The sequence below is a fragment of the Pseudomonas kermanshahensis genome (genome assembly GCF_014269205.2).
GTDB lineage: Bacteria > Pseudomonadota > Gammaproteobacteria > Pseudomonadales > Pseudomonadaceae > Aquipseudomonas > Aquipseudomonas kermanshahensis.
The window spans coordinates 2,456,750-2,476,111 of the sequence record NZ_JABWRY020000001.1 but is presented as its reverse complement, the minus strand read 5'-3'; the positions used below and the strand labels follow the sequence as shown (position 1 = coordinate 2,476,111).

15 protein-coding genes and 2 pseudogenes are annotated in these 19,362 nt (G+C 62.5%); 8 read left to right on the top strand and 9 right to left on the bottom strand.

All coding sequences use genetic code 11. The features are described 5' to 3' along the window. Nucleotide 1: 1 nt before the first annotated feature. Nucleotides 2-354 (bottom strand): annotated as a pseudogene (locus tag HU764_RS11420) (alanine:cation symporter family protein); the annotation flags it as partial. A 280-nt stretch (nucleotides 355-634) separates the two neighbouring features. Between HU764_RS11420 and HU764_RS11415 the strand changes: the two are divergent. The 6 genes and pseudogenes from HU764_RS11415 to HU764_RS11390 form a co-directional block, all read left to right on the top strand. Continuing rightward, a pseudogene (locus HU764_RS11415) lies at nucleotides 635-1,000 on the top strand (aminotransferase class I/II-fold pyridoxal phosphate-dependent enzyme); the annotation flags it as partial. Between the two features lie 195 nt (nucleotides 1,001-1,195). After that, nucleotides 1,196-2,383: an MFS transporter gene (locus tag HU764_RS11410; RefSeq protein WP_420876186.1), complete on the top strand. Its 1,188-nt coding sequence runs from the start codon at nucleotides 1,196-1,198 to the stop codon at nucleotides 2,381-2,383. 320 nt (nucleotides 2,384-2,703) lie between these two features. Continuing rightward, nucleotides 2,704-3,897: an aromatic ring-hydroxylating oxygenase subunit alpha gene (locus HU764_RS11405; protein ID WP_412764960.1), complete on the top strand. Its 1,194-nt coding sequence runs from the start codon at nucleotides 2,704-2,706 to the stop codon at nucleotides 3,895-3,897. 5 nt (nucleotides 3,898-3,902) lie between these two features. Beyond that, nucleotides 3,903-5,039, top strand: a complete 1,137-nt coding sequence (locus HU764_RS11400) for an FAD-binding oxidoreductase (protein WP_186702757.1) — start codon at nucleotides 3,903-3,905, stop codon at nucleotides 5,037-5,039. Between the two features lie 72 nt (nucleotides 5,040-5,111). Then, nucleotides 5,112-6,749 (top strand): BCCT family transporter, encoded by a 1,638-nt coding sequence (locus HU764_RS11395; RefSeq protein ID WP_186702756.1) that lies wholly within the window; start codon nucleotides 5,112-5,114, stop codon nucleotides 6,747-6,749. A gap of 196 nt (nucleotides 6,750-6,945) precedes the next feature. Further along, complete coding sequence (locus HU764_RS11390; protein WP_186678354.1) at nucleotides 6,946-7,911, top strand: endonuclease; 966 nt, start codon at nucleotides 6,946-6,948, stop codon at nucleotides 7,909-7,911. Nucleotides 7,912-7,929: 18 nt separating this feature from the next. Here HU764_RS11390 and HU764_RS11385 read toward each other — a convergent pair whose 3' ends face one another. The 8 genes from HU764_RS11385 to HU764_RS11350 form a co-directional block, all read right to left on the bottom strand. Next, the gene (locus HU764_RS11385; RefSeq protein WP_186702755.1) at nucleotides 7,930-8,904 is read right to left on the bottom strand and encodes a 2-hydroxyacid dehydrogenase; all 975 of its coding nucleotides are present in this window, start codon (nucleotides 8,902-8,904) and stop codon (nucleotides 7,930-7,932) included. Between the two features lie 11 nt (nucleotides 8,905-8,915). After that, nucleotides 8,916-10,208: an MFS transporter gene (locus HU764_RS11380; RefSeq protein ID WP_186702916.1), complete on the bottom strand. Its 1,293-nt coding sequence runs from the start codon at nucleotides 10,206-10,208 to the stop codon at nucleotides 8,916-8,918. 53 nt (nucleotides 10,209-10,261) lie between these two features. Next, nucleotides 10,262-11,212 carry a sugar kinase gene (locus tag HU764_RS11375; protein ID WP_186702754.1) on the bottom strand — a complete coding sequence of 317 codons (951 nt, stop codon included), beginning with the start codon at nucleotides 11,210-11,212 and terminating at the stop codon, nucleotides 10,262-10,264. Next, complete coding sequence (locus HU764_RS11370) at nucleotides 11,205-11,984, bottom strand: AP endonuclease (protein WP_186702753.1); 780 nt, start codon at nucleotides 11,982-11,984, stop codon at nucleotides 11,205-11,207. Before HU764_RS11370 ends, HU764_RS11375 begins: the two co-directional genes overlap by 8 nt. 63 nt (nucleotides 11,985-12,047) lie before the next feature. Further along, nucleotides 12,048-13,070, bottom strand: a complete 1,023-nt coding sequence (locus HU764_RS11365; protein ID WP_186702752.1) for a LacI family DNA-binding transcriptional regulator — start codon at nucleotides 13,068-13,070, stop codon at nucleotides 12,048-12,050. 235 nt (nucleotides 13,071-13,305) lie between these two features. Continuing rightward, on the bottom strand, nucleotides 13,306-14,598 hold the full coding sequence (locus HU764_RS11360) for a cytochrome c (RefSeq protein WP_186702751.1): 1,293 nt from the start codon (nucleotides 14,596-14,598) through the stop codon (nucleotides 13,306-13,308). Between the two features lie 12 nt (nucleotides 14,599-14,610). Further along, nucleotides 14,611-16,395, bottom strand: coding sequence for a GMC family oxidoreductase (locus tag HU764_RS11355; protein WP_186678336.1), 1,785 nt, complete (start codon nucleotides 16,393-16,395; stop codon nucleotides 14,611-14,613). 3 nt (nucleotides 16,396-16,398) lie between these two features. Further along, a complete protein-coding gene (locus HU764_RS11350) occupies nucleotides 16,399-17,139 on the bottom strand; it encodes a gluconate 2-dehydrogenase subunit 3 family protein (protein ID WP_186678333.1) in 741 nt (246 codons plus the stop codon). Nucleotides 17,140-17,442: 303 nt separating this feature from the next. Here HU764_RS11350 and pmrG point away from each other — a divergent pair, with 303 nt between their 5' ends. Next, nucleotides 17,443-18,132: a lipopolysaccharide core heptose(II)-phosphate phosphatase PmrG gene (gene pmrG, locus HU764_RS11345; RefSeq protein ID WP_186702750.1), complete on the top strand. Its 690-nt coding sequence runs from the start codon at nucleotides 17,443-17,445 to the stop codon at nucleotides 18,130-18,132. 2 nt (nucleotides 18,133-18,134) lie between these two features. Then, nucleotides 18,135-19,013, top strand: a complete 879-nt coding sequence (locus tag HU764_RS11340) for a phosphatase PAP2 family protein (protein ID WP_186702749.1) — start codon at nucleotides 18,135-18,137, stop codon at nucleotides 19,011-19,013. The last annotated feature ends 349 nt before the right edge of the window (nucleotides 19,014-19,362 follow it).

Genomic DNA, 19,362 nt, shown 5'->3' with positions numbered 1-19,362 from the left:
GCTAAAGAGCTTGAGGCATGCGCGTCTCGCTCCCCCCCTCAGCCGCAACCTGATCGCCCTCCGGCCAGGCGCGTGGGTCCAGGTCTAGATCGCGGAACTGGCTAGCATCAAATACCGGTATCTGCACCCCGGCCTTGCGCTGCTGGTCATAATCGTCAATCAGGCGCAGCACCACCTTGCCCAACAACGCCAGTGCTACCAGGTTGACCAGGGCCAGCAAGCCACCGCCGCCAGGGCATCCTGGGTCAGCACCAGGCCATCCCCTCCGAAACCAGGCGTGTAGAAGCCCGATAGCAAAATCAGCAACGCCGTGCAGGTACAGATGACGAACGTGTCGAAAAACACACTGAACGCCTAGCAGTGGATGAAAACGACTAGGTGATTGCCGCCAGGCCGGCATGGTGGATGCCGTGCGCGCTGACCGCTCGGTGGCCGTCGTGATGCATGACAGCCAATTTGACGCGATCAATACGGAGCACCACCGATGAGCGAGCAGGACACCGACGGCGGCGTCCAGCGCCTGAACCTGACCAGCGCCCTACTGGGTCAGCTACCCGGAGATGGTACAACTGTGTGGCGCCCGCAGCGCGATCGTCACGTGTGAGGCCAGCAGCGGTTTCAAGCTGACGCCTGAGCGGTTGCTGCGCTGGTAGGCCCGAAAGCGTTCATCCATCAAAGCCGGGACGTGTTTCAGCGCCGCCGTGACCTGATGGTGAAGGCGATTGATGGGATCCCAGGGTTGCACTGCGAGCACCCGGCCGGGGCATTCTATGCCTTTGCCAATTGCGCCGGGCTGATCGGCAAGACCTCCGCGGGTGGTCGTTACCTGGCCACTGACGAGGATGTCGCGCTGGCACTGCTCGACGAAGCCGATGTCGCCGTGGTGCATGGCAGTGCCTTCGGGCTCGGGCCTTACCTGCGCATTGCCTACGCGCTGGACGATGCGTCGCTGATGGCAGCGTGTGATGCGCTCGGGCGCTTCTGTCGCGCGGCCAGGTAGGAGCAGCCTTGTGCTGCGAAGAGGCCGGTGAAAACACCATCAGTCTTCGTTGCTTGTACTGGCCTCTTCGCAGCACAAGGCTGCTCCTACACCGAAGGGGTGCGCCTGTGGGCGAGGCTGCGGCCTCGACGTTTTGGCCAGAGATTGTCTATGATCCCGCGTTGAACGTTTCAGCATGTTTCAAAAGGGATTCAAATGTCTGTCCATGAAGCACCACCGCTAGCCCTGCCGAAAAGCACTGTCGCCAAGATGGAAGCCGCCATGGCGCTAGGCAGCTTTGCCATTGGTACCGGCGAATTCGCCATTATGGGGTTGATGCCGGACATCGCCAGCAACCTGCAGCTGAGCGAGCCCCAGGTGGGCCACGCCATCAGTGCCTACGCGCTGGGCGTGATGGTCGGTGCCCCGACCCTGGCGATTTTGGGGGCCAAGCTGCTGCGCAAGCACATGTTGCTGCTGTTGATGGCGCTGTATGCCCTTGGCAACCTGGCCACGGCGTTCGCCCCCTCGTTCGGCGGCCTGGTCGCTTTCCGCTTCATCAGCGGCCTGCCCCATGGCGCCTACTTCGGCATCGCTGCGGTGGTGGCATCGAGCATGGTCGCCAACAACCAACGGGCAGGCGCCGTGGCGCGGGTGATGATGGGCCTGACGCTGGCCATGTTGCTGGGCAACCCTGTTGCCACCTTACTGGGCCAGTACTTCGGCTGGCGCTCTGCCTTTGTGTTGGTCGGGGCGATCGCCCTGTGCACCATTGCCCTGGTCTGGCGCTTCGTGCCGCAACCGCACGATGAAGTGCGCAGCGACCCGCGCAAAGAACTTAAAGCGTTCGCCCTGCCCCAGGTGTGGATGGCGCTGGCCATTGCATCGATCGGCTTTGCCGGCATGTTCTGTGTGTTCAGCTACCTGGCGCCCACCATGCTGCACGTGACCCAGGTATCGCCGCAGTGGATCCCCTTCGGCCTGGCGGCCTTTGGAGTCGGCGGCATCGTCGGCAACATCGCCGGTGGCAAGTTGTTCGACCGCTTGCAGTTCCGCGCCGTCGGGCTGGTGCTGATCTGGTCGATTGCAGTGCTGCTGTTCTTCACCTTCGCAGCGCATTCGTTGTGGACCCTGCTGCTGGGCGTCGGCCTGGTGGGCACCATGATTGCACTGGCAGCCCCCTTGCAAATCCGCCTGATGGACATTGCCCATGAAGCCCCCAGCCTTGCAGCAGCCTCGAACCACGCCGCGTTCAACCTGGCCAATGCGCTTGGGCCGTGGTTGGGTGGCATGGCCATCACCGCAGGCATGGGCTGGACGAGTACGGGTTATATCGGCGCTGCAACCGCGTTGGTCGGCTTGGGCATTTACTTCGTTGCGCGGCGTATGAAGGGTGGGCATTAACACCGGTTAATCGGGGGCGCTGCGCGCCTCCGATCCCGCTAATAAACAGAACAACTTGCATTAATTAACGCAGCAAACTTCTATTAATTGTCCCATCCGTAATATCGCTCAAAACCCCCGCCCCACAGCCTCCCACTCGCATAACCTCAAGTAATACCAGACAGAAAATTAAGCGCATTGACGCCTTTTCAGGGCCACTTCAATAATCCGCGCCAGACGTCTTGGTCGATTAAAAATAAAAGTGCCTGAGGACAACAATGCGCCCTTCATCGAGCAAAACCCATCGCGAACTGATTGCATCCCGCCAACCTGGTTTTGGCATGAATGGCGCGTTGTACAGCCGCCAGGATGTTTTCGAAACCGACATGGAAATCTTCTTCAACCAGCATTGGATACAGGTCGCCGTTACCGCCGATGTCGATGAACCCGGTGATGTCTTTACCGTCGATATCGGCAAATCGTCGGTGCTGATCCTGCGCGACGATGATGAACAGATTCGCGCCTACCGCAATGTGTGCCGCCACCGCGGCGCGCGCCTGAAAGAAGCAGGCAAATCCACTGTCGGCATGCTGGTATGCCCCTACCACCAGTGGACCTACGACCTGGACGGCAGCCTCAAGCATGCCAGCCACATGGGCAAGGGCTTCGACCCCAAGTGCCGCAGCCTGATCCCGGTGCACTGCAAGGTTGTCGGGGCCCATGTACTGGTGTGCCTGGGCGACAACCCGCCTGAAGATATCAAGGACCTCGAAGCGGTGATGGGGCCGCGCTTCGCGCCGTTCGACCTGGCCAATACCCGCATCGCCTACGAACTCGACTACATCGAGAACGGCAACTGGAAGCTGGTGATGGAGAACAACCGGGAGTGCTACCACTGCGCCGGCACCCACCCGGAACTGATCGTGTCCTACCAGTCCGAAGACCTTGGCGTCAGCCTGGAAGAGATGAGCGACGAGGCTCGCGCGTCCTACGATGCCTATCAAATCCGCAAGGCCGGCATCGAAGCTGACTGGGCCAATTCGGGCCTGCTCTACGAGACTGTGGAGCATTTGCAGGATGACGCCCCCACGCAGTTTCGCACCCAGCGCATGATCATCGCCGGTGCGGGTGAATCGCAGACACTCGATACCCAGGTTGCCTGCCGCAAACTGTTGGGCAACCTGACCCGTCGCGACCTGGGCGACACCCACCTGTGGGGCAACAACGCTTGGGCTCACGTGATGAGCGACCACGCCATGATCAGCTGGATCATCCCGCTCTCGCCGGACCGCACCCTGGTGCGCACCAAATGGCTGGTGCACCGCGATGCCGTCGAAGGGGTCGACTACGACCTGCAGCGCCTGACCGAGGTCTGGGTCGCCACCACCCAACAGGACGCCGCCCTGGTCGCCATCACCCACAGTGGCACCCAAGACCCCGCCTTCGTCCCAGGCCCCTACTCCACCTACACCGAGCCGTACGTCGACCAGTTCGCCCGCTGGTACACCTCGCGCCTCGCGGCACATGGGGTGTGAAGGAGATGACCGTGCTCGAGAACATTGCCCAGAACATTGCCGGCCTGCGTGCCGACCAGCGCTTCACCGACACCGACCACTGGGCCGCCCATGGTGCCCAGTGGGCCAGCGGTGAAAGCAAACGCATCGAATGCCTGAGCGTTGTGGACGAGACCCACGACGTGAAAACCTTCACCTTCCACAGCCCAGACTACCCGGCGCTTGCCTACGAACCAGGCCAGTTCCTCACCGTGTCGCCCGTGATCGGGGGGGCCAGCGTGTCGCGCTGCTACACCCTGTCCTCGACACCGACCCGGCCGTTCACCTTTGCCATCACGGTCAAGCGGGTGCCGGGCGGCACGGTGTCCAACTGGTTGCACGATAACCTGCGCCCTGGCCACGCCCTGGCTGCTTCTGGCCCCGCGGGCATCTTTACCCCAGTGGCGGGCCCTGCGCGCAAATTGCTGTACCTGTCGGCCGGCTCCGGCGTCACCCCGCTGATGGCGATGACCCGCGCCGCCGCCGACCTGCACGCCGACCTGGACATCGTCTTCGTGCACAGTGCGCGTACGCCTAAAGACATCATCTTCCGCGATGAACTGGCGCGCCTCGAACGCTCCATGCCAGGGCTGCGGACGCTGTTCTTCTGCGAAGGCGCTGGCGACGAGCCCGACTGGGACGGCCCGATCGGGCGCCTGTCGCTGGACGCACTGCAGCGCCAGATCCCCGACTTCAAGGAGCGGGCGGTATTCACCTGCGGGCCAAAAGGCTACATGGAGGCGACCAAAGCCTTGTTGGCGGGTGCTGGTTTCGACTTGGCCCGCTACCACCAGGAAAGCTTCGACATCAACGCCGAAGCCGAGCCGGCAGCCGCCCCCGCCGCCCCCGGCCAGGCCCTGGACAGCTTCACCGTGCGCCTTGCCCGCTCTGGCAAGGCATTCACCATGAGCGCCGACCAGACCGTACTGGCCGCTGCCAAAAAAGCCGGTGCCGTAGTCCCCTCCTCGTGCAGCCAAGGTGTGTGCGGTACCTGCAAGACCGCGGTACTGCAGGGCAGCGTCGAGATGAAGCACAACGGCGGCATTCGCCAGCGTGAAATCGACAAAGGCCTGCGGCTGCTGTGCTGCAGCCGCCCGACGTCGGACCTGGTGATCGACCTCTGACATTCGACAAGGACGCCCTGTTACTGGGGTGTCCTTTTTTGCCGTCTTGCGAAAATAAAAAGGATATGGACGATGCGTGCAAAACAAGGCCTTTTCAAAGGCCTGAACCCTATTGTAACGGTAGGGTCGATCTCAATCGTGGTGGCGTTCGTGGTGCTCTGCGCCTCTCATGGCGACCAAGCTGCGGGGGTATTCAAGGGCGCGTCGGACGCCATTCTCGACCACCTCAAGTGGTTTTACCTGGCGCTGGTCAGCGCCATCCTCGGCTTACTGGTGTACATCGCCTTCAGCCGCTATGGCACCCTCAAGCTCGGGCGCCCCGACGAAAAACCCGAGTTCAGTTTTGCCGCCTGGATCGCCATGCTGTTCAGTGCGGGCATGGGCGTTGGGCTGATCTTCTGGTCGGTTGCAGAGCCGGTGCTGCACTACGCCAGCAACCCGTTCACACCGGGGCTCACCGACCAGGCCGCGTCCATGGCCATGCGTATAACCCTGTTGCACTGGGGCCTACACCCTTGGGCGATCTTCACCGTGATCGGCCTGGGCCTGGCCTACTTCGCCTACCGTGAAGGGCTGCCACTGGCGCTGCGCTCGATCCTGTACCCGATCATCGGCAACCGCATCTACGGGCCGATTGGCCATACGGTCGACATCATTGGTGGCGCGGTCACTGCATTCGGGGTGTCGCAATCGCTGGGGTTGGGCGTCGAGCAGATCAACATGGGCATGCATCAGGTGTTCGGCACGCCAGTCACCCTGTCGTTCAAGCTGAGCATCATCGCCGTCGTCACCGTGATCGCCTCGATCTCGCTAGTGGCCGGTGTATCGCGTGGCATGAAGCGCCTGTCGACGCTGAACATGTGGATTTCCCTGGGGCTGATGCTGGTGGTGCTGGCCCTGGGCCCAACCAACTACATCATGAACCTGCTGTTCGAGTCGGCGGGCGACTACGCGCAGAACATCATCGGCATGAGTTTCTGGACCGACGCCCAGGCCGACAGCAGTTGGCAGAAGAGCTGGACCGCCTTCTACTGGCCGTGGTGGATGACCTGGGGGCCGTTCGTTGGCCTGTTCATTGCGCGGATTTCCCGTGGCCGGACCATCCGCGAACTGGTGTTCGGCGCGTTGCTGGTGCCGACCTTGGTGACTATTTTGTGGATGGCCGTGTTCGGCGGTGCCGCACTGAAGGATGAGCAGCAAGTGCGCCACGCCTATCAAGCACTGCCGGTCGCCGAGCAGGCAGCGGCCGGCGCGTTCCAGGGTGGCCCGATTCTGGAAGCCACGCGCAAGGAAACCACCACGGCCATGTTCACCTTGCTCGACCGCCTCGACGGCCCCACGCTGGGTGCAATCCTCAGCGTGATCATCTGCCTGCTGCTGGCCGTGCATTTCGTCACTGCGGCCGATGCCGGGACCCAGGTGCTGTGCATGCTCAACTCGCTGGGCAGCATCGACCCACCCAACTGGATACGCGTGCTGTGGTGTGTGCTGGAGGGCGCCATCGCGGCCAGCCTGGTGATTGCCGGCGGCTTGCTGGCGATTCAGATGGCCAGCATCGTGGTCGGCCTGCCGATTGCGTTCTACATGTTGCTGGCCGGGTACAGCCTGATGCGCAGCTTGTTTGCCAGTGATGCAGTGATTACTGGACCGGCGCCGGTGCATGCGGGCGCTGAAATTCCACGGCCTGCCAACGAACTGGCCGCTGGCTGACGTCATCGCATTGTAAGAGCAGCTTTGTGCTGCGAAGAGGCCAGTGCCAGAGACGAAATACTGTGGTCTGTACCGGCCTCTTCGCAGCACAAGGCTGCTCCTACCAGGACCGCGCTTGACGGAGGGGGATTCAATCCAAATCAATAAGTTAGATTTCGATTAGAATGCAGTTCCTTAACTGAAACCTGCTGCCCCCATGAAAAAACTGCTTTATGCCGTAGCGCTCCTGCTCGCCGTCAACCTCCCCGCCTTCGCCAACCCGCCTTCCACCTTCACCGAAGCCAAGGTCGTCGCCAAGCAAAAGGTCTACCTGGACCAGGCAAGCAGCGCCATGGGCGACCTGTATTGCGGCTGCAAATGGACCTGGGTGGGCAAGTCAGGTGGGCGCATCGATGCTGCCTCCTGCGGTTATGAAACCCGCAAACAGCAAAACCGCGCCGAGCGTACCGAGTGGGAACATATCGTGCCGGCCTATACCTTCGGCAACCAGCGCCAATGCTGGAAAAACGGCGGCCGCGAGCATTGTGTCGATGACGACCCGGTCTTCCGCGCCATGGAAGCCGACCTGTTCAACCTCTACCCGGCCGTGGGCGAAGTCAACGGTGACCGCAGCAACTTCAACTACGGCATGGTCGCTGGCAACGCCGGGCAATACGGCCAGTGCTCGACCAAGGTCGATTTCGTGCAGCGCGCCGCCGAGCCGCGTGACGAAGTGAAGGGCCTGGTTGCCCGTACCACCTTCTACATGTTCGACCGCTACAAGCTGAGCATGTCGCGTCAACAGCAGCAACTGCTGATGGCCTGGGACAAACAGCACCCCGTCTCGGCCTGGGAAAAAGAACGTGACCGGCGCATCGCCGCCATCATGGGGCACGCCAACCCGTTCGTGACGGGCGAACGCAAATGGACAGCCGACTACAAGCCTGTTGGCACTGGTGTCGTGCAAGCCATGCCGGCCAAACCGGTCAGCGAAGCGGCCAAGCCCAGCCTGGCCAGCACTGCAGCAACAGGCGCTGTGCTCGGCAACCGCAACAGCCATGTCTATCACCTGGCCAATGGCTGCCCGGGCTACACCCAGGTGGCCTCGAAGAACCAGGTGATGTTCGGCTCCGAGGGCGAGGCGCAAGCGGCCGGCTACCGCAAGGCGGGCAACTGCCGGTAACCGCTGCGCTTCGGTGCATCAACGCCCGGCTGTTGGGTTCACCAGGTTTGCCGGGCGCTCACCGGCCAACGCGCTGAGAAGGTTGTCTACCGCACAGCGCGCCATGGCCTCACGGGTATCGTGGGTGGCCGAACCGATATGCGGGGTCGCCACCACGTTGTCCAGTTGCAGCAGCGGTGAATCACTGGGCAACGGCTCCTGGACGAACACATCCAGGCCCGCGCCGCGTATGCGTTTCTCCCGTAAGGCCTCGATCAGCGCGGCTTCATCCACCACCCGTCCACGCGCAATGTTCACCAGCATTGCCTCGGGCTTCATCAAGGCAAGCTCACGCGCGCCGATCAGCCCCTCGGTGGCGGCACTCAGCGGCACGGTCAGGCAGACGAAATCAGCCTGTTGCAGAAGGTCGTCAAGGCTGCAGTGACGGGCGTCGTAACGGGCCTCCACCGCAGGCTTGGCGCGTGGGCTGTGGTAAAGCACCCGCATGCCAAAACCGGCCGCGCCGCGCCGGGCCAACGCTTCGCCAATCCGCCCCATGCCAATGATGCCCAAGGTCTTGCCGTGCACATCCGTGCCAAAGTGCGCAGGCTCAAGGTTGGCTTGCCACTGGCCGTCACGCACCCAGCCCGCCAGCTCCACGACCCGACGCGCACTGGCCAGGATCAAGGCAAAGCCGGTGTCGGCGGTGGTTTCGGTCAGTACGTCGGGCGTGTTGGTCAGCATCACGCCACGCCGGGTCAGGTCGGCGATGTCGTAGTTGTCCACGCCTACCGACACGCTGGCGACCACCTCCAGTTGCGGGGCCAGGTCCAGCAGGCTGCTGTCCAAGCGCAGGCTGGCACCCAACAGCCCGTGAGCGCCCGGCAACGCATCGCGCAGGCGGGCAAGGCCATCGGGCCCGGCCGTGTCCACCCAGGTCACGTCAACCTGTTGCTGCAGGCGCGCCATCAACGTCTCGGACAGGCGCTTGTAAAGGACGATTCGCTTCTTCATAGCAGGATTTCCTAGTGGCTCGTGGCCAGATGAGAGCCGCCGTGCTTGGCCCGGCCAGCGGTGTGTGAGGTTTTAAGCGCCGCCGTGAGCGCGACTGCCGTCAGCAGTGCACCGCACATGAACAGGTACGAGGCGCCCGGCCCGCCGGTGGCGCCATTGAGGTAACCGACCAGCCACGAGCCGCCGAACGAACCCAGCGCGCCCATGCTGTTGATCAAGGCCATGGCGCCACCGGCGACGTTGCTGGGCAGGATCTCCGGCACGATGGCGAAAAACGGCCCATAGGGCGCATACATGCAGGCGCCAGCAACCACCAGCAATGCGTAGGACAACCAGAAGTGCTCACTGCCCAAGGCATAGGAGCCATAGAACGCCAGCGCCGCAATCAACAGGGGCGGCCAGACGAAGCGCTTGCGCTTCTGCAAGCGGTCCGATGCCCAGGACACCCCGACCATGGCCAGCACCGCCGCCAGATAGGGCACCGACGACAACCAGCCGGCCTGGACGATGTCGACGTTGGCCGCCTGTTTCAGAATCGACGGCAGCCAGAGCACGAAGCCGTACACGCCGATGCTCCAGCAGAAGTACTGCATCGACAGGATGATCACCTGGGGCGAGCGGAACGCTTCGCGGTAGTTCTTCACCGGTTTGATGCCCTGCTGTTCTGCTGCCAGGGCGTTGTCCAGATCGGTCTTTTCCTGCTCGCTGAGCCACTTGACCTGAGCCGGGCGGTCGTCCACCAGGCGCCACCAGAAGAACGCCCAGATCACCGCAGGCAGGCCTTCGATGATGAACATCCAGCGCCAGTCGTAGTGCTTGATGAGGTAGCCCGACACCACCGACATCCACAGGATGGTCACCGGGTTGCCGAGCATCAGGAAGGTGTTGGCCCGGGACCGTTCGGCGCGGGTGAACCAATGGCAGAGGTACACCAGCATCGCCGGCATCACGGCGGCTTCGACCACGCCAAGCAGGAAGCGGATGCCGATCAGCATGTACACATTGCTGATCATGCCGGTCAGGGTGGCCAGGCCGCCCCAGAGGATCAGGCTGACGAAGATCAGCTTCTTGACGCTGCGTTTTTCGGCGTAGATGGCCCCAGGTACCTGGAAGAAAAAGTAACCAAGGAAAAACAGCGCACCCAGCAACGACGACAGCACCGGGGTGATTTTAAGGTCGTCGGCCATGCCGGACGCTGCCGCGAACCCATAGTTGGCACGGTCCAGGTAGGCCAGGCTGTAGGTGATGAACACGATTGGGATGATGTACCACCAACGGCGACGCGCGAGACTTGTCGTTTGCATCATGTGTACTCCTGAGCTTTTTGTTTTTGTCGCAACAGGTAGGGGCCAGGCGTTCAGGCGCTTATGCGCAGGTCATGGGTTTCGAGTTCGTGACGCAGCGGCAAACCTTCCATGTCGCCGCGCGACTGCACGGCTCGGCTGCCACACCAGTTACCACGCGCCACCGCCTCGGGCAGTTCACGGCCTTCGAGCAGCGCACTGAGCACGCCGACAGCAAAGGCGTCACCCGCACCGACGGTGTCGACCACCTTGGCCACCGGCACGGGGGCTACCTGGCCATCGCCTTTGGCGGTGCGAAAGTACGCGCCTTCGTCACCCAGCTTGATCACCACCAGTTCCACCCCTTTGTCGAGGTAGAACGCGGCAATGTCCGCTGGTGCGTGCTGGCCGGTCAGCAGGCGGCCTTCTTCAAGGCCCGGCAGTACCCAGTCAGCCTTGACTGCCAGGGCATTGATCTCGTGGATCATGCGCGTGCGGTCCGGCCACAGCGCTGGGCGCAGGTTAGGGTCAAAGGAAATGCTGCGCCCGGCAGCGCGCATGCCATCCACCAATGCATGCGACAAGGCCCTGCACTCGGCTGAAAGCGCCAGCGGGATACCGGTGGCATGCAGGTGGCGGGCCTGCAACCAATGTGGGCGGATCAATGCCGGGGACAAACGGCGCGCCGCTGAATGGCTGCGAAAGTATTCCACTGCCGGGTCACTGCCATCATCGCAGCGGGCTTTGAGCTGAAAACCGGTGGGGTGTTGCGGATCGACTTCAACGTCGCTGCAGTCCAGGCCTTCTCGCCGCAAGCTGTCGAGGACAAAGCGCCCCAGGGAGTCGTCGCCCACCCTGCTCAGCCAGCGGACCTTGAAGCCCAGCCGCGACAGGCCGATGGCAACGTTGCTGTCGGCACCGGCGATGCGTTTGCCGAACTGCCCGACATGCGCCAGGTCCCCCACCTGCTCGGCGACGAACATGGCCATGGTTTCGCCGAAGCACAGCACGTCATGCTCATGCATGGCTGACCTCCTCGGCCAGGCCCAGCGCAGACAGCGCCACTACCTGGGCACGGGTCAGCGTGAGCAAGTCGTCGGCGGCCAACGGGTATTCCACGGCACGCACCACGCCGGGCGTGAACGCGGCCAGCAAGGCATCCCACGCTTGCAGATCGTCAGCCTGCGGCGGCACGGCGACCAGTCGCCCACCGGGCTGGCGCTCGACCGCCTTGCAGTGCACATAGCGCACCCAATGCCCCAGTTGGCGAGCCGCTTGCTGCACAGGCTCGCCCTGCCATTGCCAGTTACCGATGTCGAACGTCATGCCCAGCGCCAGCCCAAGGTCATCGGCGCGCTGGAAGAACGTGAGCAGCGGCGCGATGCGCCCGCCTTGCTCGGTCTGGTCGTTCTCGACCAACAGCTGGGGGCAATCGTCAGGTAACAGCGAGCGTAAGGCCGCCACATCGCAGGTGTCATCGAAATGCCCCAGCGATACCTTCAGGGCCACCGCGCCCATCGCGCGGGCCAGCGCCAGTTTCTGCGTCAGGCGTGGGTCTGGCAGGCCCTGCGCCGTCCACAGTTCAAGGGGCGAGGAATACAGGCATTCGAGCCGCAACGCGGTGACGGCGGCGGCCAGCGCGTGGGTGTCCGGCGCGCTTTCGAACAGTTCTTCACGAAATTCGACACGGGTTACGCCGGCAGCGGCCAGCATGTCCAGAAAATGCACCTGTCCGCGCTGCCGTACCAAGCTGGCACCGTAGCTGGAGAGGCTGATGGAAACGGGGTTCGAGCGCATTGTTATTGTCCTTATGAAACCGGTTTCATTTTTATGCACGTCAAGCCGCAACGTGCCTTTCGTTCAGTCGCGTGAGTGGGTTGAACCTCGGATGATCAGGTCGGCCTTGAAGTCGATGCGCCGTGGCGCCCCGCGTTCGCCGCGCAGGCGGCCCAGCAGGCACTCGAATGCCGCCACACCGATACGCTCGGTGGGTTGGGCCAATGCCGTGATGCCGCTGCCGACCAAGGGGTACCAGTCCAGTTCGTCGATGGCGATCAGGCCAACGTCGTCGAACAAGCCGCAGCCGGCCTCGTGCAGGGTTCGGGTGACGGCCAGCGTCGCCACACCGTTGAAGGTGAAGATGGCTTGAGGGCCATGACCGCTGGCCGAAAGAAATGAAGCCAGGCCGGCGTGAAGGTCGGGGCTGACTTCCAGCACCTGTTGACGCATGCCCGGGCGCCGGTTGATGGAAGCCCCGAACGCCTGCACCCGCTCCTGGCGCGAACTGGTGCCATCGAGCGGTTCGGTTACCGCCAGAATGTCGCGGTAGCCTTGCGCCTGCAGGTGATCCAGGGCTTGTTCGACGGCGTCGGCATTGTCCAAGCCGACCAGGTCGACATTGAGTTCAGGCAGTTGACGGTCCACCAGCACCATGGGCATGTCGCGCTGCAGGTTCAGCAGTTCGCCGGGATGATGGCCGAGGGTGTTCACGATCAGGCCCTCGACGTTGTAGGACTGCAGGGCCACCAGGTGATGGCGCTCTTGATCGTCGTCGCGGTTGGTGTTGCACACCACCAGGCTGTAGCCGTGTTGGCGGCAGGCGGTTTCGACGCCGTGCATCACCGCCACCGAATAGGGGTTGAGGATGTCTGCCACCAGCATGCCGATCAGCCGAGTCTGGCCGCGTTTGAGGCCCCTGGCCATCTGGTTGGGGCGATAGCCGAGGCGCTCGATGACTTCTTCCAGGCGCTTGGCGGTCGCCTCGGCCAGCAACTGGCGATCGCCACCGATGTAGCGCGAGACGGTGGCCTTGGACACACCGGCCACACGGGCTACTTCGCTGATGGTCACCCGCTCGCGGGCATTGGCAGGCAAATCGGTCATGGGTGTCCCTTGTGATTATTGTCGGTGACAGGCTATGAAACCGGTTTCAATACACCAAAACCGGCGCGTTTCGTCACCTACCGTTCGTCGGCAAGTTTACACGTTCCCGGTAGGAGCAGCCTTGTGCTGCGAAGAGGCCAGTACCCGCCACGAATTTCTGTGGTCTGTACCGACCTCTTCGCAGCACAAGGCTGCTCCTACAGGGGGGCATGCAAGCTCTGAATTTTGCGCAGTATTAGTGGCTCGTCACCTGCCCAAGGTCATCCCCAGAGGTGTGTTTCAGGTCATCCGTGCGCAGCTTGGCGATATCGTCGGCCTTCACCGCCCCGCCCTGGTTGCCCCAGCTGGTGCGAATGAAGCTCACCACATCAGCGACCTCCTGATCGCTCAGGCGCCAGCCAAACGCCGGCATGGTGAAGTTCGATGGGGCCGTGTGCGTCGCAGGCACCTTGCCACCGGCCAGCACCACATGGATCAGCGAGGTGGCATCAGCGGTCTGCACCACCGGGTTACCAGCCAGTGCCGGGAACACCCGGCTATAGCCATGGCCATCGGTGCGGTGGCACGCCGCGCAGTTGTCGATGTACACCGACGCCCCACGCTTGCTGTCATCGCCGTTCCACAGCGCCTCGGCGACCTGCTTGTCATACGCATGCGGCTGGTCATCGGGGTTGCTGGGCGGCAGCGTTTTCAGGTACCGGGCAATGGCCGTCAGGTCAGCCTCGCTCATGTACTGCATGCTGTGCTCGACCACATCACTCATGCCTCCGAACACCGCACTGCGGTCGCTTCGGCCGGTCTTGAGAAACTGCACCAGCTGCGCTTCGCTCCAACTGCCCAGGCCATCCTTGTGATCACCGCGCAGGCTCTTGGCAATCCAGCCTTCAAGCGGGGCGCTGCCTGCCAGAAACTGCTCGCCATCCTGCGGGCTCAGTGCCTTTTCCTGCATGGTTAGGGCGCGCGGGGTATGGCATGCGCCACAGTGCCCCAGCCCTTCGACCAGATAAGCACCGCGGTTGACGACCGGGTCGGCAGCAGCCGAGGCCTGCCAGGCCTTCACCTGCGGCGCGAACAAACCCCGCCAGATCGCCAGCGGCCAGCGCATGCTCAACGGCCAGGGGATGTCCGTCGCCTTGTTCGGCTGCGCCACCGGCTCTACGCCCTGCATGAAGTAGGCATACAACGCGCGCATGTCGTCATCGCTGACGCGTGCATACGAGGGATACGGCATCGCCGGGTACAGCGTGCTGCCGTCCTTGCCGACGCCATGGCGTACGGCCTGGTCGAAGTCTTCGAAGCTGTAGTTGCCGATGCCGCTGGCATCAGGGGTGATATTGGTCGAGTACACCGTGCCGATGGGGGTTTCCATGGGCAGCCCGCCGGCGAATGGCTTGCCGCCCTTGGCCGTGTGGCAGGCCACGCAGTCGCCCGCGCGCGCCAGGTACTCGCCTTGCTTGACCAGCGTGCTGTCAGCCTGGGCTGAAAGGCTTGCACCACACAGGATGGTGGCGATCAACAGTGTCTTCATGCTCATCGCTCCTCAAGCCTGAACCAGTGGGCCAGGGTTTTTCAGGTACTGCTCACGGATCGCCCGTGCAGACCAGTACGTCAATGCCGCGACCAAACCGGTCGGGTTATAACCCAAGCCCTGCGGGAATGCCGACGCCCCTGGGACGAAAACGTTGTGGACGTCCCAGCTCTGCAGATAGCGGTTAAGCGCACTGGTCTTGGGGTCAGTGCCCATGATTGCGCCACCGTTGAGGTGGGTGGTCTGGTAACTGGCAGTGTTGAAGTGTTCCTTGACCTTTTTGCCCAACACCGCAATGGACTTCGGGTTCATCGCCTGGGCGATCTTGCTGAGCTTGTCGACCATGAACTGATTCATCTTGATGTCGTTTTCCTGCCAGTCGAAGGTCATGCGCAGCAACGGCTGGCCAAAGGCGTCCCGGTAGGTCGGGTCCAGGTCCAGGTAGTTGCCACGGTACGACTGGTGCGCGCCATGCGCGTCCATGGAAACCTGGTGGGTGTAATAGTCGGCCGTGGCCTTTTTCCAGGCGCTGCCCCAGATGGGCGTGCCGGGCGGGTTGGCGATACCGGCGATCGGGCGGCTGCCCGCCTGGTTGACCCACATGGGTGAGCCACCGACAAAACCGTGCGGCCCGTGATCGAAGTTGTCAGCGTTGAAATCATCGATCGCAATGCCGTTACCGCCAGCACCGATGAAGTTGTTGGTGTAGGTGTCCTTGTCGAAGAACGCCTTGACCGTGCCCATGTTCTGGTACGCGAAGTTGCGCCCGACAACGCCTTCGTTCTTGACCGGGTCATAAGGCTTGCCGATGCCGGACAGCAGCATCAGGCGCACGTTGTTGAACTGGAAGGCTGCGAGAATCACCAAGTCCGCCGGTTGTTCCACCTCCCGGCCTTGGGCGTCGATGTAGGTCACGCCTGTGGCTTTGCGCTTGCTGTCATCCAGGTTCACGCGCAGCACATGGGCATTGGCGCGCAGCTCGAAGTTCGGCACCTGGCGCAGTGCGGGCAGGATGTTCACGTTGGGCGAGGCTTTGGAGTACATGTAGCACACGTAGCCGCTGCAGAAGCCGCAGAAGTTGCACGGCCCCATCTGTGCGCCGTACGGGTTGGTGTAAGGGCCCGACGTGTTGGCCGAAGGCAGGTTGTAAGGCTTGTAGCCGAGGCTGGTGGCGGCCTTTTCGAACAGTTTTGCCGATACCACGTTTTTTTGTGCAGGCAGCGGGAACGGGTTGGAGCGATCAGGCGCATAGGGGTTGCCGCCCTTCCCTTCACCCACCACCGCGCCGTTCACGGTCCAGGCCTGGCCCGAGGTGCCGAACACCTTCTCGGCAAAATCGAAGTACGGCTCAAGCTCCTGGTAGGTGACGCCGAAGTCCTGGATGGTCATGCCTTCAGGGATGAACGCCTTGCCGTAGCGTTCTTCGTAATGGCTGCGCATGCGCAGCTCGATCGGGTCTACCCGAAAATGCACGCCGGACCAATGCAAGCCCGCGCCGCCCACGCCCTTGCCTGGCAAGAAGGCGCCCAACTGGCGGTTGGGCAACGCAACGTCGTTGACGCTGTGACGGATGGTGACGGTCTCTTTCGACACATCGACGAACAGCTTCTTGCGCACGCTGTAGGTCAGCTCATCGATCACCTGCGGGTAGCTGCCCTCAGGGTAGGTGTCCTGCATTGGCCCGCGCTCGAGAGCGACCACCTGCAGCCCCGCCTCGGTCAATTCCTTGGCCATGATCGCGCCGGCCCAGCCGAAGCCCACGATCACGGCGTCTACTTTCTTCAACACATTCGCCATGCTTCAGGCCCTCTCGCCACGGATCGACACTGCCGGGAACGGGTAAGGCTCGTTGCGCTCGACCCAGTCCATGAAGTCTGCCCGTGCACCGGGGAAGCCGATCTGGGTCCAGCCCACCATGCCTTTGTTGCCACCGTGAATCGGATCGCAGAAGAACCCCTCGCGGGTGTTCTGTACCAGCAAACTGAAAAACAGCGTGGCCGGCAGCGCGTCGAACACCAGCTCACCGGCTTCGACCTTGGCGAGAATGCGGTCTCGGGTAGCGCTATCTTGCGCAGCAAACACTTGGCCCGAGTTGGCTTTGCACCAGCCGTCCACGGCAGCGATGCCCAGCCGGTAGATCTGTTGCGGGCTGAGTTGCAGTTGGTAGCCCAGTTCTGGTGGGGCGTCGGCGTTAAATGGCCCCTGCATGTACCACTGGGCGCCAGTGGCATACGGGGTATTCATCTGGCGGTCGATGAACTCGGCGGCACCCGCTTCGAGCGCACCTGGGCCCAGTTCGTCCGCAGGGATGATGCGGGCTACGGCCGCTTGCACGAAGGCCCATTCTTCGGCGGTGAAAAAGGTTGGCTGATAATCGCCCGCAGGCGCAGCGACAGGCACCTTGGGCTCACGCACAGGTTCGGCCAACAGTTGGCTGGCACCCAGGCCCAGCCCGGTGCTGGCCACGGTGGCGACCGGTATCAAGGTCAAGGTCTTGCGCAGGAATTCCCGGCGCGGATTGTCTGGGGCATGCTCAGGCATTTCAAATCCTCATCAGCGGTAGGGGCGGCCTTGGTTTGCGCCATCTGATTTTTCAATGGGGTACTCGCGCAAGCGGGCGCGTGTAGAAGACAGCCGAATAATCTAGCGCGTTCAGAAATGTTTTGAAACCGGTTTCATTCTTGACATTGTTGGCCTTCAGCAATAATGCCCAACATCGCGGATAAGGTATTTTTCACATCAGCCTCACCCTCTGGCGACATCCTGCTACCTAAAGTGCGCGCACTCTCAAAGGATCCGAGCCACCGGTTCCGGTCCGTTGTACGCGCTCACTGGAGTGACAGCATGCTGCATGGCGTCATCGACACCCCGCCGGCCCTTAAGCTCGCCCGGCACTACCGATTGCCCCGCGCCAAAGCGCTGCTGGTGGCGATTTGTGTATCGGTTGCGCTGGTGGCTCTCGCCGCATGGGCTGCCGCACGCCCTGCCCTTGCAGACCTTGGCAACCCGCATACGTTGCACAGCAGTGGCTTGCACAGCGCCTGGTCCAAGGGTTCTGTCATTGTGGTGATTCGTCACGCCGAACGCTGCGACCGCTCACGGGGTGCCTGCCTGGACGACCCCACTGGTATTACCCTGGCGGGCAGCCGGGTATCCGCCGACGTCGGCCAGGGCCTGCAACGCCTTGGCCTGCGCAGCGCCGATGTGTGGGCCAGCCCGGAAATGCGCACCCGGCAAACCGCGCAGTTCATGTTCGGCAAGGCTATCGCCACCCAGGACTGGCTCAACCAGTGTGACCACACCTTCGCCAGCAATGCCTTCGCCCACAAGCAACCCGGCCGCAACCTGGTGTTGGTCAGCCACAGTAGCTGCCTGGAGCAGATGGAACGCCAGCTCAACGTCGACACTGATGCGGATTCCAACCGCTACGCCAGCGCGCTGTTCATCACCCAGGGCGAAGATGGCAAGGCCCGCGTGCTGGGCCAGCTGGATGCCAGCCAGTGGCGCAAACTCGCTGATGCCCGGGAAATCTGACCATGCCTGTACCTTCACGCGCCGCCTTCTACCGCAACAACCTGCTGCTACCGCTGCTGCTGGCGGGCATCGTCTTCGTCGCCTTCGACCTGACCGAACTCGACCGCTGGATCAGCAACCTGCTGATCGACCCGGCCACCGGCCAGTTTCCGCTGTTGCACAATCAATGGTTCGAAAAGATCACCCACAAGTGGCCACGGGTATTACCGAACTGGACCGGTGAACTGGCCGTGATCGGCTCGCTGCTGTCGTTCGCCTGGCCGCGCCTGGACAATCACCCGCAATGGGGCCTTACGCGGTGGCTGGAAACCGCCCGAATCGCGCCGGTATTGCGCTTCACGACCCACCACCGTCGCGACTTGTTGTTCGTGGTGGTCGCCTTCGCGCTGTGCACCACCGTCATCCATTACCTGAAAAGCCATACCAGCGTGTACTGCCCGGTGGAAACGACGCTGTACGGCGGCCAGCAGGTGCGGGTCGAGTGGTTCGAGCACTTCTCCTGGCTGGACAAGGCTGGCGATGGCCGATGCTGGCCAGGCGGGCATGCGTCCAGTGGTTTCACCTTGCTGGCCCTGTACTTCGTGGCGCTACGCCACCGCTGGATGCATGCGCGCAAGCTGCTGGTGGCGATCCTGTTGCTGGGGTTCGTCTACGGCACCACCCGCGTGCTGCAAGGGTGGCACTACATGTCCCACACGTTTTGGGCAGGTCTGTTCGTCTGGTTCACCACCTGGGCCACTGCCTTGCTGTTCTATGGGCGCCTGGCCTTGCAGGCGCCAAATCACAGCCCTGCAAGGCATTGTTCCCCAGCCCATTCGATCAGCTCACTACCCTTGCAAGCCCAGCTTTGCGCCGAGCAAGAACCGCATCGAGATGCTTGAAAGCACTTTTCGCCTTCACTAGCTGCAACCAAGTGTTTCTTAGCAGAGTAGAAATCGAACTTTCCTACACGTTTATAGGACGCTCAATACTCACCCATGAATTGATTCCTCGTTAGTGTTCAGGCTTCAGCCAAATGCTTGCGTCTGGCCGCATGGTCGGCCCATGCCCAGTGCATACGCTGCCCGCCCAAACACGAGGACCAGGAATGTTCAGTGAGCCCGATGGCACTGGTAAAACAGTGCCCACCAACACCCCAATCCTGCTTGAAGTCGTGCGTGGGGATCAGCCATCGCATACCCGTGCACGACGTGAAAGCACCGCCACTGCGCAAGCTGCCGGCATTACCCC

Bases quoted from the DNA above. Each gene is read 5' to 3' on its own strand.
- HU764_RS11410 (WP_420876186.1), top strand. From the start codon at position 1,196: ATGTCTGTCCATGAAGCACCACCGCTAGCCCTGCCGAAAAGCACTGTC.
- HU764_RS11405 (WP_412764960.1), top strand. From the start codon at position 2,704: ATGAATGGCGCGTTGTACAGCCGCCAGGATGTTTTCGAAACCGACATG.
- HU764_RS11400 (WP_186702757.1), top strand. From the start codon at position 3,903: ATGACCGTGCTCGAGAACATTGCCCAGAACATTGCCGGCCTGCGTGCC.
- HU764_RS11395 (WP_186702756.1), top strand. From the start codon at position 5,112: ATGCGTGCAAAACAAGGCCTTTTCAAAGGCCTGAACCCTATTGTAACG.
- HU764_RS11390 (WP_186678354.1), top strand. From the start codon at position 6,946: ATGAAAAAACTGCTTTATGCCGTAGCGCTCCTGCTCGCCGTCAACCTC.
- HU764_RS11385 (WP_186702755.1), bottom strand. From the start codon at position 8,904: ATGAAGAAGCGAATCGTCCTTTACAAGCGCCTGTCCGAGACGTTGATG.
- HU764_RS11380 (WP_186702916.1), bottom strand. From the start codon at position 10,208: ATGCAAACGACAAGTCTCGCGCGTCGCCGTTGGTGGTACATCATCCCA.
- HU764_RS11375 (WP_186702754.1), bottom strand. From the start codon at position 11,212: ATGCATGAGCATGACGTGCTGTGCTTCGGCGAAACCATGGCCATGTTC.
- HU764_RS11370 (WP_186702753.1), bottom strand. From the start codon at position 11,984: ATGCGCTCGAACCCCGTTTCCATCAGCCTCTCCAGCTACGGTGCCAGC.
- HU764_RS11365 (WP_186702752.1), bottom strand. From the start codon at position 13,070: ATGACCGATTTGCCTGCCAATGCCCGCGAGCGGGTGACCATCAGCGAA.
- HU764_RS11360 (WP_186702751.1), bottom strand. From the start codon at position 14,598: ATGAAGACACTGTTGATCGCCACCATCCTGTGTGGTGCAAGCCTTTCA.
- HU764_RS11355 (WP_186678336.1), bottom strand. From the start codon at position 16,395: ATGGCGAATGTGTTGAAGAAAGTAGACGCCGTGATCGTGGGCTTCGGC.
- HU764_RS11350 (WP_186678333.1), bottom strand. From the start codon at position 17,139: ATGCCTGAGCATGCCCCAGACAATCCGCGCCGGGAATTCCTGCGCAAG.
- pmrG (WP_186702750.1), top strand. From the start codon at position 17,443: ATGCTGCATGGCGTCATCGACACCCCGCCGGCCCTTAAGCTCGCCCGG.
- HU764_RS11340 (WP_186702749.1), top strand. From the start codon at position 18,135: ATGCCTGTACCTTCACGCGCCGCCTTCTACCGCAACAACCTGCTGCTA.